The organism is Paraburkholderia azotifigens (genome assembly GCF_007995085.1).
In the GTDB taxonomy this organism is placed as follows: domain Bacteria; phylum Pseudomonadota; class Gammaproteobacteria; order Burkholderiales; family Burkholderiaceae; genus Paraburkholderia; species Paraburkholderia azotifigens.
Genome location: NZ_VOQS01000003.1, coordinates 251,485 through 266,494 on the forward strand (window position 1 = coordinate 251,485; position 15,010 = coordinate 266,494).

Consider the following 15,010-nt stretch of genomic DNA (forward strand, 5'->3'; position numbering starts at 1 on the left):
AAACATACGTTCAGCGCATCGTGGATTATGGTGCCCGCTGATGAGGTGAAAATCGGTACGGTAGCGGACGGCGTCAGCGACCACCAGGACGTAACATGGCCGAAGACGCGCAGACAGCTTACGCCGGTCCACCCAACACCGCATAGCTGCCAGGCACGGCCTTGACCATCGCCTGCATCCGACGCGCCACCATCTTCACAGTGTTCAGGGAACAATGCCATGCTAGTCAGAGATGTGATGAAAGAGCCAGTCTGTATCCAGGCCAATGAAATGCTCGACTCGGCCTCCCGAAAGTTCAAAAAATTCAATGTCGGCGCGTTGCCGGTGTGTCTCAACAACAAGGTAATCGGCATGATTACCGATCGCGATGTGACGGTGCGTGGCGTCGCCGATGCGCGCGATGTGGGTCGCATGACGGTGCGCGAGGCGATGTCGGCAGATATTCTTTTTTGCTTCGAGGACGATCCTGTTGAGGAAGCTGAACGGATCATGCGCGAGCGTCACGTTCAGCGGCTCGCCGTCCTGGATCGCGCGGACCAGCACCTGGTCGGGATCATTGCGCTCACCGCCTTGAGCGGCGGCGCCTCCGAACGGCGACCTTACGAACTCACCTTCCACAAGACATTCATCGATCACAGAGGGCATCCACACCACACTGAACTGATGCGTGTGACTGTAGCCCAAGGCACGAAGGCAGAAGCCATCGTCATCGGTATCCGTCAGTTCGAGGAAATGAACCATGTGAATGCATGGCATCAACTAGCCGACGGATACGATGTCACGACCGTGCATATCGACGCAGGCGGCGAAACGGTCGAAGAACGTGAGCCGACTTCCGTCAGGGAGGCGAGCATCCTGGTCCGCGCACGCGAACTGTGGGAACAAGCGGGTAAGCCGCAAGGACGCGACAAGCAGTTTTGGGAACAGGCAGCCGGCGAAGTTGACAGCGCGCCACCCCGCCACGCCTAACGTTTTCGATCCTGTTTTCCACCGAGGCAGCGCACGAGGAACGACGTAATGAACAAGGATCAGATGCATGGCTGGACAAAGCAGATTACCGGCACGCTGCGCGCACACATTGGCAAGGTCATTGGCAATCGGGCGTTCACGCTGAAAGGCCGCGTGGGGCAAGTGATCGGCAAGACCCAGGCTTCTTACGGTAGCGCGCAGGCCCGCCTCAAGAAACGCGGGTGAGCAGCCGCCATGGCAGTCCGTCGGCACGACCGGTTCCAGGCTGCTGCGCTCGCGTAGCAGCCGACGCAGCCGACATAGAGAGAAGCAGGGAGCGTGACGGATGGATACCTGGCTGGTGGCTCCGTTCAGGAAAACGGGTGATGGTGGCTTACAACGTGGGACGTCGAAGCATAGGGTGTGACGTCAGTTGTCGGCGCACCCGAAGAAGTAAACCTTGACCGCTGGAAGCTTTGCGCGGAACAACATTAATAATGGAGACTCGAAATGACCGATTTCCTCGCAGCAGCCCTGGAATGGGTGGTAACCCTTTTCGTGATTCTCTCTTGCGTAGTGGCAGCGGGAACTGCTGCGCTGATTCTTATTAGCTACATAACCAGCCGACGCAACTGGCGTCATTCTTGAACCGAAAAGCGGGCATGGGGGAACAGGTCACCTGCGACGAAGGACCAGTAGCTAGACGCAATCCATGTCAGGGCGGGTCGATTTCGTTTGAAGCTTGTCGGACGATTCCTCGAAATAATTTGTGGAGACCTATATGCAGCCTTGCGATGCCTGCCGTGACCTGGTTGGAAAGCCATCCAGCGTACCGCCACACGGCGATCTCGCCGTTTCGGGTGTCGGTGCGGTCGGTCTACCCGGCAACATGGCGAAGGTCAGCAGTAGATGGAACTGCACGGTCTGCGGCAACTGGATGTACCAAAACACGGCGGAGGGATATCCACCGAACGAATGGGCTATTGGCGAACGACCGGCAAACTGGCCGGCAAAATGACGGCCATGCACTTCGCGTAGCGCCCGCCGGTGATGCCCAGCGAAACGCACAATTCCGGCGACATCGATTCGTTCTCTGACAAGGACAGCATGATGTCCTGTACGAATTCATGGGCCATCGAGTGGTGTGACGAAAACTTGACTGACACGAATGCGGCCGTTCCGCGCACATGGCGATGGAGAGCGACATGCTACATGAGCTTAAAACTGCGCAGGAGCTACTTGAGATCGTGTCAAATGCACTCGATGCCAATGCAGACACGGCCGGGTGGAGTCCAACAGGAATCCAGGAGCACGCTGAAGGGCGCTGTCAGGTTGGTGGACAGGCTTCGGTAGAATGAAGCGATGAAGAAGACGAAATTGCTTTATCACGGCCACCGCTTCCCTGCTGTCGTCATCAGCTGCGCGGTTCGCTGGTATTTCCGGTTCAGCCTGAGCCTGCGCGACATCGAAGAGTTGTTACTCGAGCGCGGCGTCGTGGTCACGTACGAAACGATCCGTTGCTGGTGCGACAAGTTCGGCGCTGGCTTTGCCCAGTGCGCCAAGGCAGTGCGGCGGAAGCCGGGCAGCACCTGGCACCTTGACGAAATGTTCGTAACGCTGCGTGGCGAGCCGTATCTGTTGTGGCGTGCGGTCGACGAGCATGGCGCAGAACTCGACGTGCTGGTACAGAAGCGGCGCGACAAGGGCGCAGCCAAGCGCTTCTTTCGGCGGGTGCTGCGATCAAATCCGGTGCCGCGCAAGATCGTTACCGATCAACTGCGCAGTTATCCGGCAGCGAAGGCTGATATTCCTGAACTCGCTCAGGTAAAGCACGTTTTCGTCAAAGCGGCCGCACGCGTGAACAACCGCGCCGAGAATAGCCACCAGCCGACCCGCAGGCGCGAACACCAGATGTGCGGCTTTCGCGATGCGCGTCGCACGCAGTCGTTTCTCTCATCCTTCGGCCCGATCCGGCAGCAGTTCGCGTTGCCCAGACATCAGATGAACGCGGCATGTCATCGCGCCATACTCAAAGAACGCCTCGCCACTTGGCATGGTTGGACGGTTGATGCCGCAGCCGAGGAAGCTATTTGATAAGGATAACTGTTTTTTTCTGACCACATAGCCTACGCTCGTCAACCTGACAAAGCCGCCGGTGGTTCCGCGTCGGTAGGAATGTCAGCCAGATACCGGAAAAGTGCCAGCGCCCGATTCGCCGTCGAGGCATCGTGCCCGCTCGTGATGAAACTGCTGGCTTGTCGATCGATACGCGCGAGAATGTACAGACCCCATACGTCGTTCGTCTGGCGCTGCGCAAACACTACCGTCTGCAGCGCAGTCGGCCCGAACACTGTCAGTCCCAAGGCACGGACCGGCGACACATTTTCCTCGCCCAGCGCTATCCGCTGCGGGCTGCGCTCCAGCACCCGCATCCGGTACACCACGGAGCCGGAGCGACTGTCGTTTGCCCAGAAGTAAACGGTTCGGCCGGCCAGCAGTTCCGACGGGCGGAAATCACCCCCCCGTTGCTCGCCCTCGGCAGGTCCGGTCAGCGCTGCGGCGTCCATGAACAAAGGACGCCACTGCTGGTCCGTCGTGGACCAGTAGCGCATGGTGTGCAGAGAGGAGACCGCCCCGGCACGTGCCAAAAGCGTCTCGGGACCGCCCGCGGCGTCGACCAAACCTGCGATCGCGACCACAACCCTGGTGCGTGAGGTGGCTGGCCATCCAGTGCACGAGGACGGCCGCCACACATTTGCATCAAGTTCATCCGCATCGAGGATCGCGATCGCGGGTTGCACGCCCAACGACGCGTACGCCGGTACCGGTGGTGTCCCGCACGGTGGCGTTGGCAACGGCGTCGCCGCGGCGATGCCGGTGCCCATCGCGAGCGGCGCATAAAGGGCGGCTGCCCTCAGCCAATACAAACGGCGAAGACGCACAGTTTTCCTCACAGTAGAGCGAATTCTCATACACTGACCCGCATTGCTTATTATTGATCGTTGGGGCGCTACCTCTGTTCCGAGGCGAACGTAGGATCGTATCCAAAGCCGGTGCGCCCTTTTTCAGAAGCCCTTGGCGCCCCGGCATAGCCCACGATTCTGTCAACAGGTCGAGACCGGCTCTGCAGTCGAGTCCAGCGGGTGCTGATCGCGGAAGCGGTCTACACACTGTCACCCTTCTCGCAACGCGCCAACAATGGTCCGGCAGCCGGGCGTTCGCGCGACACCGTGTCACTGCGCGGCCAGCCTTGTGTGTTGTGCCGCTTGTTGACGACGTGAGTTTGGCATTCCATGCCAGGTTCGAACAGTAGCTCGATGCGGTGCAGTTTGGGTCGATCGGGAAGTCGTACGCACTGCGCCGCTAATTTCATGAAGACGGCCGGGAAGTGACCCGTGAGCGCGATCTCGTATTCGTGTCCAGTGTCTTGCGGCTGCTCCGCCGCGTAACGATTCCATGGCGCGCCATGTGCCTCGGTCCGAATTTTGACGGCGGGCTCATGCCGTTTCCTCCCGCCGCCTGGAACGTTGCGGGAGGAGCAGGATGCATGCGACGATAAATGCGAACAAAAACAGGGACGCGTAGAAGCGGCTGACATGAAGCCCGCCTTCAGCCACCGGTTTGTCGAGATGTCTCCGACCTTCAGGGCCACCACCTCGCTGGCACGTAGTCCTGTGCCATAGGCTACTGCGAGCGCTGTCTGATGCTTGAGGTTACTGGCCGCCGCGATCAGCCGCCCCACTTCGTCGCGGCTGAGTATGACGGGCAAGGTACGCGGAAGATAAATCGGACGCATCTTCGCCATCAACTCCCCTTGACCGAGCGTGGTGGCAAAGAAGAACTTCAATCCGGTGATCGCCGCGTTGAGGGAAATCGGCGACACACCGCGGTCAACCAGATGTAGCTGATAGCGCCGCAAGTCCTCGACGGTGGCGGTGTCAGGCGAGCGACCGAGAAAGACGGTGAACTCTCGAACCACACGAAGATAGTTGGCTTGTGTGGCTGGCGCGAGGCGGCGCATGCGCATGTCGTCCATCATGCGCTGGCGTAGCGGACTGATGCCTTGGCTGGGGGTAGTCATGGCTGGGCTCCTGTTGAGCAACGAGGCGGAGTGCCTCATTGCTCAACATAGGAAACCGGGCGGGTTTCCTATGAAGAACCACCGCGTTCAAACGGAGTGCATACCGCGCGAGCGGTTTAGGCAGTATGACTTTCCGTGAGCCAGTGGCTGGCCCGCCGTGAGGAACCAAACGCGGGTTAGCATCACTGCCAGAGCCGCACGATGTGCACAGGGCACACCCCGGCGATTTCCAGCGCGGAGGCCAGCGTGAACCACGATAGCACGGTGTTTGTCGGTCTGGATGTTCACAAGGAGTCGATCACGGTGGCGTACGCAATCGATATGGCCGACGTGGAACTGTTGGGCAAGATCGGAACGCTGAAGGCGGATATCGATCGCTTGTGCAAGCGTGTTCAGTCGAAGGCGCGCCATGTCCGCGTTGTCTATGAAGCCGGCCCCTGCGGCTACGGACTCTACAGGGAGCTCGTTGAAAGAGGATTCGACTGCGTGGTATGCGCGCCGTCCCTGATCCCGAAGAAACCGGGCGAGCGCGTCAAGACGGACCGGCGCGATGCGGTCAAGCTCGTACGCGCACTGCGCGCTGGCGACCTGTCAGCGGTACACGTGCCGGATGTTGAAGATGAGGCGTTCCGGGACCTGGCGCGCACATGGGCGGCAGCGAAAGCAGATCTCAGACAGGCCCGCCAGCGATTGAAGTCCTTCCTGCTATCGCATGGAGTCCGCTACTCAGGTAACGCCAACTGGGGTCCCGCGCACCGGCGATGGATAAGCGTATTTGCATTCCCAAACCACTGGCAGCAACTGGCCTTCGACGAGTGCCGTCGCACGATCGAAGACAGGTTTGCGCAATGTGAGCGCCTCGAGGCGACCCTGCACGAAGCTGTCGTCGGCTGGCGATTTTATCCGGCCATTCTCGGTCTGCAGACCATGCGCGGCATACAGTTCATCACCGCCGTGGGCATGCTCTCCGAATTGGGAGATCTCTCCCGCTTCGAGCACCCGCGTCAACTGATGGCCTGGCTGGGCGTGACGCCCTCAGAACATTCTTCGGGTGAGCGGCGGCGTCAGGGCAGCATCACGAAGAACGGCAATAGCTATGCAAGAAAGCTGCTCGTCGAGGCCGCCTGGAGCTACAGATACCCGGCACGCGTGAGCCCGGAAATTCAGCGCCGACATGAAGGCATCCCCAAACGCATCCTCGACCGTGCCTGGGACGCACAGGTCCGACTCTGCCGCCGATACCGCAAGCTGGCAGCACGCGGCAAGAATGTGAACATCGCTGTCGTCGCCGTCGCACGCGAACTTGCGGGGTTCATCTGGGACATCAGCAAGCTCGCAATGTCGCTCGCCGTAACGCGAAACGAGCAGCCGGCGTAGCGCTGAGCTTGGCTACACAGATTTGACGAGTTTCCTGAAGGCGGCGTAGCCCGGCACCCGAGCAACCCGCGGCTGGACTATGCAACGGACATCATTCGATTTGCGACTTTAGATAGCGGCAGGCTCAAGGGGCGGACCTCTGTAATGCGGTACCCAACCCGCGAATATCAGTGCGATCCACCGTCGAGACTTACTGCTACGTCGCCCTCAGGAAATTCATGTGTCTTCCAAACGAAAACCGATCCCGATTGACACGGAAAGTCATATCAGTCCACTGGCAGGTCGGTGCCTGACGACGGTAGGCAACACACGCCCAAACGCGTCATCTGCGACACCACCAAGAAATGACTGTCCGTCATCGCTTTGACAGATGGACGGCGGAGCCCCCATTCAACTCTTTGAAATTCGAAACTGAATAAAGAGGCGGATTGCTGCGTCCATGATTGCTGTGTTGGAAGCGGAGCGACGTAGTCCGAAAGCCGCACGAACTCACTCGGGCGCGCAGTGGACATCGAATTTGACGAGCTTCGTCGGACCAAATGTGTTGCTGATCGCAACATCGGCAGCATCGCGGCCGCGCGCCATCAGCACACGTCCAGTACGCGGCGCGTTGTTGCGCGGATCGAAGGTCTGCCATGAGCCCCCAACGTAGGCTTCGAACCAGGCTGCAAAATCCATCGGACTCCAAGGCGGCGGCACGCCGACATCACTGATGTATCCCGTGCAATAGCGCGCCGGAATATTCATCGCGCGGCACAACGCCACGGCCAGATGCGCGAAGTCGCGACACACGCCCTTGCGTTCCTGCCACGCCTGAAAAGCGGTCTTGGTCGGCCGTGCAAATTCGTATCCAAACGTGATGTGATGATGCACGTAGTCGCAAATCGCCTGCACCCGGCGGCTCCCCGGAAGCGTACTGGAAAACAGTTTCCACGCAATGTCGGACAGCAGATCGGTTTCGCAATAGCGGCTGCCGAGGAGGAACATCAGACATTCATCCGGAAGCGTTTCAATGGCATGCTGATAGTCGAGCCGTTCGTTCGTCTCGGGTTGATCGGAGATGTCGAGCAGCGCGGTGGTGGAGAGCGAAATCAGCCCTGCCGGCGCGACGATGCGGCTGCAGAGATTGCCGAAGCTATCGCGATACTGCTTGATCGCCACCGGGGGATCGACCGCCAGCAGATCGGCGGACAACACATCCTGCGCTCGGGAAAAATGCGTGTTCAACATCAGCATCATCGGTGTCGGCTGCACGCACTCATATATCAGTTCATAGCCCACTCGAAGATTCATCTGGCCACCCTTGCATTGAAAAAGTCGTGACGCGCCGGGCGCTTAGACGTCTTCCGTCACGCTCACGTCGACCTCGAGACCGAGGAACGAATACGTCGCACCATGCCACGTGCCCCAGAGCGGCAGCACTTGCTCGTAATTCCACGCTACCGCCACACGAATCAGATGCCGGTTGCCGACGATACTGTTGGTCGGATCGAAATCCACCCACCCTGCGCCGGGAAGATAGATCTGCAGCCATGCGTGGGTCGCGCCGCCCCCCAAGGTAGCGTCGTAGTCCGGCACGAAGATATAGCCGCTGACAAACCGGGCTGCGAAGCCAAGCGAGCGGACGGCATCCATCATCAGCACCGCGAAATCGCGGCAGCTGCCGCAGCGCAGGCGTAAGGTGTCGGCAGGACGATTAACGCCCTTCTCGGTACGCCGCACGTACGTGAAGCTGTTCTTGATCTCGAGCGTCATACTGCGCAACAACGTCATCGTGCCCGTGGTGCCGCCGGATTCGATAAAGCGTCGCGCCCATAAGTCAACCTCGGCGTCCGGGTACTGACGGCTTCGCGCGTTCACCAGATCGGAGGCCTCCTCGCTCGTATATGCGAAGGGCCACGTCGACGCATAGGGCTCCAGCGAATAATCGGGCAACGGCGCCTCCCAGTGTTCGAGCGTCACCTCGCTTCGGAACTGCAGCTCGGACGCTTCGGCCGAAAATGTCGCGACTGCGACCGAGTTGTCCAAGACATCGTGCAACCAATGCAGCCGTTCGGGTGTGGGTGTAATCAGCAGCTGCATGGTGAGAAGCCGCAAATCATGACTCGCACGCGGGCGGAACATCATCCGATGCTCGCCGAAGCGCACGGGCTCCGAGTAGCGGTAGACGCTCTGATGCCGTACGGTTAGCCGGTGAGGTGCGCTCATTTCCATTCGCCGCGATCAAACTTGCTCACCATTTCGTCCCCAGAAAGAAAGCTCACCGCAACAGGACGGACTGGGCGGCAATTGTCAACAACTCGGACACGCATTGAATACGGCTATCGACGAAGACAACAAGGCGCACGTCGATGGCAGCGGCGCGGCTTCTCCCGGACTGATTGGGGCCCTCGGCCGACACTGTGCGCACCTGAAACGAAACAACCGCGCGCTCACATGCGACGGTCGCCTACTTCTTCCTCGTCGAATCGCTCGACACCGAAGCCCTCGGGGACAGTGTCTTGAACCGGTCTGGGCTGGGAGATGGCAGTTTTTTAGATTGTTTAGGCTTCTTTGCCTCGCGATTACTACGCTGTTCGCCTTTTGGCATTTCGCTCCCCGTCTCAGCAACCACGGATCGGGCCGCTCTCTGCCCCATTCTGGGCGTATTTTTAATGGATGTCGCGATCTATTTGCCGCAAAAGACCCGGCCGCCGCTTTGCCGATTGTTCTTGCGTTGTTGCGTCATGCGGCGCACTCTCGGATAGCCAACGTGAGTACGCAAGCCGCTTTCATCGGCGCCGTTCGTGTCTGGATCGACAAACCCAGCACGAATATGTGTTGAATCGTGCACGCGAATGAGCATCGCGGCCTTGATGTGGCCCGTCGCGGTGCTCAGGCGTGCTTTCTGGCCTCGGGCCATTGCCTTGAAGTTACACTCTCTTTTTGCAGGCATCCAGATGCTGAAGCGCCCCCCAATGAGCCTGACCCCGTCGAGCACACAGGAAGACCACGTTGCGACCCGGAGGGCTCGCGCCGAAGCCTTGCGGCAGGCGGAAGCAGACCGTGCCCAGAAGCGGCTTGAGGGTGATGCGCGCATTGATGTCAATGCCGCAAAGTGGCACTACGTCTCATCGAGGGAATAGATGGCAAAGAAGGTGGTCGGGCTCAGCTTTCCCAATCCCAGTCGTTCTTACGACGCATCAAGGCGTTGCGTGTGTTTTGGGGGCTACGACAAGGCTCGCGAGATCGCGTTTCTTGTCGATGGCCAGATCCTGATGAAGCTCAACCCTGGAACCCGCAGCGAGGAAACCGATCTGCTCGCCGCGTTCGATCGCAGTCTCGACCAAATACGGGAACTGGCCAAAACGTTATACAAAGGTGGCCAACAGATCCGGTACGTGATCTCCTGAACCACATAGGCGTGGACCCGTCGCGCACAAGCATCTGCATTTGCAGGACATCCATCAGCGTGCGCAATGATCGGTCGCGCCTGCTCCGGATCGGTCGATGGAGCGAAAACCTCCCGCTCGACGGATCGCCTAACGTACACACCGGACACCCGTCGGCGTCTTCGCCGTATAAATCAGCATCCCGCATTCCTTCGGCGCGGGCAACCCCATAGTCGAGCGCGCCCCCTTCAGTTCGCCGAAATCCACAGCCACCCTCCCGATCAATGCCGATGAGCATCCGCTCATGCGTCGCTTCCACAAGCCGAGAGACGAGCAGCGCTCGATCGTGATCGTGCGGTCGAAAGGATATGGCGACTGGCTCGACTGCAGGAGCGCCGAGGAGGCGCGATCGTCCCTGCAGGTATTTCCGTCAGAACTGATGGCCGCTGTCGCCTCAGCGAAGCCGAGCTGCATCAAGCCTGATCCGATCGCCACTTCCTGACACCATTGCCGACAGGGTGGTGCTGGCCGGTTACCGTGTGTCGCAAAGGTCGCTGATTGCTTCCCCTTTGAGCGTTCGGAAACGACTCGTAAGTGGCGGTTTCCGGCTCGACATGAGCCAATCGTTTCACGTCAACTGCAGCCTGCACGTTGTAGCCCACCGTTCCCGTGCGGCGCGTGTCTTCCCACAGGGTTCCGTGAACCAATGTGCAAGACTAGCCTCGCTTGCCTTGGTGTTCGTCAACCGCAGCGCGAAGCCGATTGAATCCGTCTGCGAATGCAGCCGACGCGTCACGAAATCGAGCAATTGGCATCGGAACGTTGCGTGCGGCGATATAGAACCCGGCAAGTGCGTCACCATCGACTGCGACGTCCAGTTTACATCCCCTATATAGCTCGTTGCGTCGCAGCATGCCAGTCTCCATCGTGATTTTCGAAGCACCGCTTGTCACGTCCTCCCGGGCGAATCGCGCTGATGCTCGCCCATCACCCACTCGTTAGGAGGGGCGCCATCAGCGGTATTTTGGTATAGCCAGCTTCCGCAGACCGTGCAGTTCGAGTTGCTGCCGATTTTCCTCATGCGGCCCGGCGGCTCGATTGCACTGACGCCGGAAGCGGCAAGATCGCCATGCGGGGGAGCGCTGGATGGCTTGCCGACCCATTCGCAACAGGCATTGCAAGGCTGCATATTGGTCTCCAATGATCCGGTTCGAGTAGTCAAATCACTCCACCTATGCCGCGATCTCGACGCACCACTGGATAGTAATGGCCGCCGGCATTAAGAGGTGACGCGTCGATATGGAAGGCCTGTAGTTCGAATTGCATCGTCGCCTCCCAACGAGAGGAAATCCTTCAGTGCCGCACTGCGATGGTAACCAGTTGGGATACCAATCCGTGGCTGCAAGCTGTGGAATGCAGACGCGCGGAGGAACCTGACGTTCGTCCGCTTCGATCAGTCGCATCTTCCGCCCTCCCCTCGGTCCGACACCGATATTCGTGATCTCCTTCACGACGTTGTCATAACCCCAGAACGTTACGCAGTGCCCGAGTGCGTCGTAGTTGCGGCTGAGGTTGTGAAAGCCAAATGCGATGCGCTCATCAGTGTCCGATCGGTCGCAGTCGGGAGTCACCAGCGTACAGCTTTAGTGCACGTGCTCGATGGGAAACTGTCCGGACAGTTTTGTCATAGTTCCTGCCATCCTTCATGACCCATCGCAATTTGCATCGTTGCGCATCGCCCATGAGCGGTCGAAACCGCCTGCAGCTGCCGCAAAAGACGCAAAGTCCCTTCTGCGTGAGGCCCCTGCGCTGAACCATGTCATCGCGTGACGTTGTCCCGCCCGGGATTGTTTGCACGGTGCCGCTATCAGCAGCAATTGTGCAAAGCGCCAAGGCTCGCATCTGTGCCGACAGCAACGTCCGCTCGCTGGACGAGTCGATGCGAATGGACGGACCAGTCCATGCGCTGACCGATAGTGGAGGCTCGTTGGCCACAACAGGGCTACACTCAAAATGGATAAATTCCGGAGCAATACCATGACCGACGCTAGCCCCCAAAGTACATTTCGCGGTCTTCCCCTGACGCCGGAGCAGGACGCAGAAGTCAGGCACTACATAAAGAAGAAAGAGCAGCATGGCGCGCCGTGGGACACCCCGGAGTTGGAGGCCATGCTTCGAGACATGCTGGAGCCTCCGAGCGACGACGAGGGAGGACTCGGTTCCACCGTCGACGAAACGAAGGCGGCCACAGAACGCGCGACAGCTTCCATCGACGAGACCATGGAACCCATTGAAGCCTTCGAAGAGCGGAATGCTGCGATGGAAACCGAGGGTATGAGGGGACCGAAGCGTTGAATCCCAGGCAGCGCTCGCGACTGGTGTTGAAATTCACCCCCGACGCGTTCGGACCGTGGCATGAGCCTGTCGGGAACCCGGAATCACATCGATTGCGGCGCCGCCGGTCAGCTCTGCAATCAGCGCTCCCCACCGGCGAGACGACAGGGCTCGCGGTGTACTCCGCGGCTCGCGTCGTGCCACCCTTTTCGCGGCACTGTGCGAAAGCGCAAAGAGCCGTGCAGCAAGCCACACCCGGTATGATCGCGCGGACGTTGCACCCGTGGCGCGCTTTCGATGTATGTCCTATCTGCGACAGGAGGAAATCGTGAAACGCGATATGAATCTGGCACTCGCAATACTGAAGACTCTCGAGGAAAACAAATCCCCGCACCTCAGCGAATATGACATTGAAAGCGCGCTCAAGGATGCGTTCGATGTTTCGAACCGGGGTGTGTGGTATCAGTTGAACCTGCTGGCCGACGCAAATCTCGTCCGCTCGATGGGTAGCGACTGGCGGCTAACCTGGGATGGCCACGAGTTTTTAAAGTCGGCGGTCCCGAATACCTTCGAAGACACCTGAAGGGTGACCTAAGCGCTGGAAAAATCCCCCGGCTTTCGTGAAGACAACCCGATTGCCGGGGCATCGCACAGGAGGCGCCGAACGCAGTAGCAGTTTGCCGAAGCGCGTTCGATTCCACGACTTGATGACGACCGCGCCCGGACGTCCAGCCAGCCGGTTTTGTACAGCCACATGTGCGGATATTCCTGGTCTGAGGGGAACATGGACCGGTTAAAGCATGCAATGCTTGAATATCACGAGCGCAGCAAGCATCGCGTCAGCGGCTACGCCCCTGGCCCCGGGATACTCGACTGGGCAACCCAACCGGATCCGTTCCGGGTGTTTCACGGCGCACCGCGCATTGGTCTGCCGTTAGCCGCGGATAGCCTGACTACACGCTACAACGAACTGCGCTGCGGCGCTTTGCCGCCCGCGCGCAGATTCGATCTTTCCAGTCTGGCCATCCTGTTCGAACTTTCGCTCGGCCTGTCGGCGTGGAAATCCTACGGGACCCAGCGGTGGGCACTGCGCTGCAACCCTTCGAGCGGAAATCTGCATCCGACCGAGGGCTATCTTCTGTGTCCGACTCTGCCCGGCTTGTCCGGTGGGGTCTACCATTACCTGAGCCGGGACCATTCCCTTGAATGTCGCGCTGCAGTGGATGACGAACGATGGAGCGAGGCGTTCCCGCAAAGCGGCGTCTTGGTCGGCATAAGCTCGATCCCTTGGCGCGAGGCGTGGAAATACGGCATACGCGCCTGGCGCTACTGCCAGCACGATAGCGGCCATGTCATCGCCGCGGTGAGTTACGCCGCGGCAGCGCTTGGCTGGCAGACGCGGCTGGTGGAGGCGGCTGCGGACGACGCCGTGGCCAACCTGCTTGGATTGAACCGCGGAGAAGATTTCGCGAAGGCAGAAGCAGAGGCGCCGGATGCCTTGCTCTGGATCGGCAACCCTGCATTGCGGCCTGATCTTGAGCGCATGCTGATCGCCCTGGATAGCGCACAGTGGCACGGACGCGCGAATCAGCTGAGTCCGGGACATGTGAAGTGGCCGGATATCGATTCGATCCATCGCGCCACGCATAAGGCCCGTACTCGCGAACCAACCTCGCCGAATCCAGAGCTGCATCCGTCGCCCGCGGCGCCCGCCCTTGATCTCAGCTTTGCCCGGATCGCGCGGCAGCGTCGCAGCGCGGTGAATTTCGACGGTACGACGTCCATCGCCAAGGCGGCGTTTTTCAGCATGCTGGCGTGCCTGTTGCCACGTCATGACACGCCGCCGTGGAATGCGCTGGTGTCTCCTGCGGCAGTGCATGCAGCGCTAATGGTGCACCGCGTGGGCGACCTGGAGCCGGGCCTGTATATGTTCGTGAGAAATCCGCGCGCGCTGCCGGATCTCAAGCGGTCTCTACGTCCAGAATGGCTCTGGCAAAAGACCGGCCCCGATCATCTGCCGCTCTATCTTCTGCTGCCTTACGATTTACGCGCCACGGCAAAGTTGATCTGCTGCCACCAGGATATCGGCGCCGATTCCTGCTTTACGCTGGGGATGATCGCGGGATTCGGAATCGCGTTGAAACAGCCATGGCGTTATCGCCATCTGTTCTGGGAATGCGGCATTCTTGGCCAGGTGCTCTATCTCGAAGCCGAAGCCGCCGGCGTGCGCGCGACAGGGATTGGCTGCTTTTTCGATGATGAAATGCACGCACTGCTCGGCGTGGAGGATCACACCTGGCAAAGCCTGTATCACTTCACCGTCGGCCGTGCGGTAGACGATCAGCGCCTGTCCACGTGTCCACCGTATGAGGTTCAGCCTTGAAGCGACAGCCTCACGTCCCGATCGTGGTGAGGCGGTATTTTCCCCCGAGCGCCCGGCGATTGAACGGTTGGAGCGGCCGAACTGGACATCGTCGTCAGTCAGGGGATGACGCCGGCGTTTTGGTGGGCAACGCGCTGATGTGTTTTCGCAGTCCCCCGTTCAGGCGATGCAGCAAGCTAATGACCCACGACGCGAAGTGCGGGCGTGCCCAACGATCCTGCACGGTAAATCCTAGAGGTCAGTCATGACCTCTCCCGGCGCGGCAGTGGTACCCACCAGCGCAATCTGCTCCGTCGGCGGTCGCCGCCATCTAGTGATCAGCGCCTGCGTATAGCGGAGCAAAAGGCGCTGGACAAGCGACGGCGGTCGCCGTCCGAGCGAATTCTTCAAGGTCGCATTGTATAAACGTTTCGGAAAACTGAACTCCAAGGATCCCCGGCAAATAAAAACGTTGGTGCCAGCCAAAGGGTATACAGTGGGGAGACGGGTCGCCCACGCGCGACCTCCAGCTTCGGA

16 protein-coding genes are annotated in these 15,010 nt (G+C 59.7%); 10 read left to right on the forward strand and 6 right to left on the reverse strand.

The genetic code is table 11. The features are described 5' to 3' along the window. The first annotated feature begins 219 nt into the window (after positions 1-219). The 3 genes from FRZ40_RS18265 to FRZ40_RS44075 all read left to right on the forward strand — a co-directional run bounded on the left by FRZ40_RS18265 (position 220) and on the right by FRZ40_RS44075 (position 1,596). A complete protein-coding gene (locus FRZ40_RS18265; RefSeq protein WP_147235069.1) occupies positions 220-969 on the forward strand; it encodes a CBS domain-containing protein in 750 nt (249 codons plus the stop codon). A gap of 48 nt (positions 970-1,017) precedes the next feature. Then, complete coding sequence (locus FRZ40_RS18270; RefSeq protein ID WP_054925086.1) at positions 1,018-1,194, forward strand: CsbD family protein; 177 nt, start codon at positions 1,018-1,020, stop codon at positions 1,192-1,194. Between the two features lie 264 nt (positions 1,195-1,458). Beyond that, positions 1,459-1,596, forward strand: coding sequence for a hypothetical protein (locus tag FRZ40_RS44075; RefSeq protein WP_158647020.1), 138 nt, complete (start codon positions 1,459-1,461; stop codon positions 1,594-1,596). Positions 1,597-1,928: 332 nt separating this feature from the next. On the opposite strand, the gene FRZ40_RS44080 is transcribed toward FRZ40_RS44075, so the two are convergent. Continuing rightward, positions 1,929-2,114: a hypothetical protein gene (locus FRZ40_RS44080; RefSeq protein WP_158647021.1), complete on the reverse strand. Its 186-nt coding sequence runs from the start codon at positions 2,112-2,114 to the stop codon at positions 1,929-1,931. Positions 2,115-2,310: 196 nt separating this feature from the next. Here FRZ40_RS44080 and FRZ40_RS18280 point away from each other — a divergent pair, with 196 nt between their 5' ends. Then, a complete protein-coding gene (locus tag FRZ40_RS18280) occupies positions 2,311-3,042 on the forward strand; it encodes an IS6 family transposase (RefSeq protein WP_054925085.1) in 732 nt (243 codons plus the stop codon). A gap of 41 nt (positions 3,043-3,083) precedes the next feature. Here FRZ40_RS18280 and FRZ40_RS18285 read toward each other — a convergent pair whose 3' ends face one another. Further along, a complete protein-coding gene (locus FRZ40_RS18285) occupies positions 3,084-3,833 on the reverse strand; it encodes a DUF6675 family protein (RefSeq protein WP_147235070.1) in 750 nt (249 codons plus the stop codon). Between the two features lie 278 nt (positions 3,834-4,111). After that, positions 4,112-5,029 (reverse strand): tyrosine-type recombinase/integrase, encoded by a 918-nt coding sequence (locus FRZ40_RS45070; RefSeq protein ID WP_240057223.1) that lies wholly within the window; start codon positions 5,027-5,029, stop codon positions 4,112-4,114. 201 nt (positions 5,030-5,230) lie between these two features. On the opposite strand from FRZ40_RS45070, the gene FRZ40_RS18295 reads away from it, so the two are divergent. Next, positions 5,231-6,406, forward strand: coding sequence for an IS110 family RNA-guided transposase (locus FRZ40_RS18295; RefSeq protein ID WP_420873845.1), 1,176 nt, complete (start codon positions 5,231-5,233; stop codon positions 6,404-6,406). Between the two features lie 489 nt (positions 6,407-6,895). Here FRZ40_RS18295 and FRZ40_RS18300 read toward each other — a convergent pair whose 3' ends face one another. The 3 genes from FRZ40_RS18300 to FRZ40_RS44085 form a co-directional block, all read right to left on the reverse strand. Then, positions 6,896-7,699 carry a transglutaminase-like domain-containing protein gene (locus FRZ40_RS18300; RefSeq protein ID WP_054925079.1) on the reverse strand — a complete coding sequence of 268 codons (804 nt, stop codon included), beginning with the start codon at positions 7,697-7,699 and terminating at the stop codon, positions 6,896-6,898. Positions 7,700-7,741: 42 nt separating this feature from the next. Next, on the reverse strand, positions 7,742-8,614 hold the full coding sequence (locus FRZ40_RS18305) for a transglutaminase family protein (RefSeq protein WP_054925083.1): 873 nt from the start codon (positions 8,612-8,614) through the stop codon (positions 7,742-7,744). A 460-nt stretch (positions 8,615-9,074) separates the two neighbouring features. Continuing rightward, positions 9,075-9,386: a hypothetical protein gene (locus FRZ40_RS44085; RefSeq protein WP_156516655.1), complete on the reverse strand. Its 312-nt coding sequence runs from the start codon at positions 9,384-9,386 to the stop codon at positions 9,075-9,077. 145 nt (positions 9,387-9,531) lie between these two features. On the opposite strand from FRZ40_RS44085, the gene FRZ40_RS18315 reads away from it, so the two are divergent. The 5 genes from FRZ40_RS18315 to FRZ40_RS18340 all read left to right on the forward strand — a co-directional run bounded on the left by FRZ40_RS18315 (position 9,532) and on the right by FRZ40_RS18340 (position 14,494). Then, positions 9,532-9,798, forward strand: coding sequence for a DUF1488 family protein (locus tag FRZ40_RS18315; RefSeq protein WP_054932918.1), 267 nt, complete (start codon positions 9,532-9,534; stop codon positions 9,796-9,798). A 283-nt stretch (positions 9,799-10,081) separates the two neighbouring features. Then, a complete protein-coding gene (locus FRZ40_RS18320; RefSeq protein WP_054925077.1) occupies positions 10,082-10,279 on the forward strand; it encodes an SOS response-associated peptidase family protein in 198 nt (65 codons plus the stop codon). A gap of 1,535 nt (positions 10,280-11,814) precedes the next feature. Continuing rightward, the gene (locus FRZ40_RS18330; RefSeq protein ID WP_054925081.1) at positions 11,815-12,132 is read left to right on the forward strand and encodes a hypothetical protein; all 318 of its coding nucleotides are present in this window, start codon (positions 11,815-11,817) and stop codon (positions 12,130-12,132) included. Positions 12,133-12,439: 307 nt separating this feature from the next. Continuing rightward, on the forward strand, positions 12,440-12,694 hold the full coding sequence (locus FRZ40_RS18335) for a DUF2513 domain-containing protein (protein ID WP_231950101.1): 255 nt from the start codon (positions 12,440-12,442) through the stop codon (positions 12,692-12,694). A 201-nt stretch (positions 12,695-12,895) separates the two neighbouring features. Further along, positions 12,896-14,494 carry a SagB/ThcOx family dehydrogenase gene (locus tag FRZ40_RS18340; RefSeq protein WP_147235071.1) on the forward strand — a complete coding sequence of 533 codons (1,599 nt, stop codon included), beginning with the start codon at positions 12,896-12,898 and terminating at the stop codon, positions 14,492-14,494. Positions 14,495-15,010: the final 516 nt, after the last annotated feature.

Excerpts from the sequence above, each read along its gene's own strand:
- FRZ40_RS18305 (WP_054925083.1), bottom strand. The coding sequence starts at position 8,614 with ATGAGCGCACCTCACCGGCTAACCGTACGGCATCAGAGCGTCTACCGC.
- FRZ40_RS18280 (WP_054925085.1), top strand. The coding sequence starts at position 2,311 with ATGAAGAAGACGAAATTGCTTTATCACGGCCACCGCTTCCCTGCTGTC.
- FRZ40_RS18270 (WP_054925086.1), top strand. The coding sequence starts at position 1,018 with ATGAACAAGGATCAGATGCATGGCTGGACAAAGCAGATTACCGGCACG.
- FRZ40_RS18300 (WP_054925079.1), bottom strand. The coding sequence starts at position 7,699 with ATGAATCTTCGAGTGGGCTATGAACTGATATATGAGTGCGTGCAGCCG.
- FRZ40_RS18320 (WP_054925077.1), top strand. The coding sequence starts at position 10,082 with ATGCGTCGCTTCCACAAGCCGAGAGACGAGCAGCGCTCGATCGTGATC.
- FRZ40_RS18285 (WP_147235070.1), bottom strand. The coding sequence starts at position 3,833 with ATGGGCACCGGCATCGCCGCGGCGACGCCGTTGCCAACGCCACCGTGC.
- FRZ40_RS45070 (WP_240057223.1), bottom strand. The coding sequence starts at position 5,029 with ATGACTACCCCCAGCCAAGGCATCAGTCCGCTACGCCAGCGCATGATG.
- FRZ40_RS18330 (WP_054925081.1), top strand. The coding sequence starts at position 11,815 with ATGACCGACGCTAGCCCCCAAAGTACATTTCGCGGTCTTCCCCTGACG.
- FRZ40_RS18315 (WP_054932918.1), top strand. The coding sequence starts at position 9,532 with ATGGCAAAGAAGGTGGTCGGGCTCAGCTTTCCCAATCCCAGTCGTTCT.
- FRZ40_RS18340 (WP_147235071.1), top strand. The coding sequence starts at position 12,896 with ATGGACCGGTTAAAGCATGCAATGCTTGAATATCACGAGCGCAGCAAG.
- FRZ40_RS18295 (WP_420873845.1), top strand. The coding sequence starts at position 5,231 with ATGTGCACAGGGCACACCCCGGCGATTTCCAGCGCGGAGGCCAGCGTG.
- FRZ40_RS44075 (WP_158647020.1), top strand. The coding sequence starts at position 1,459 with ATGACCGATTTCCTCGCAGCAGCCCTGGAATGGGTGGTAACCCTTTTC.
- FRZ40_RS18265 (WP_147235069.1), top strand. The coding sequence starts at position 220 with ATGCTAGTCAGAGATGTGATGAAAGAGCCAGTCTGTATCCAGGCCAAT.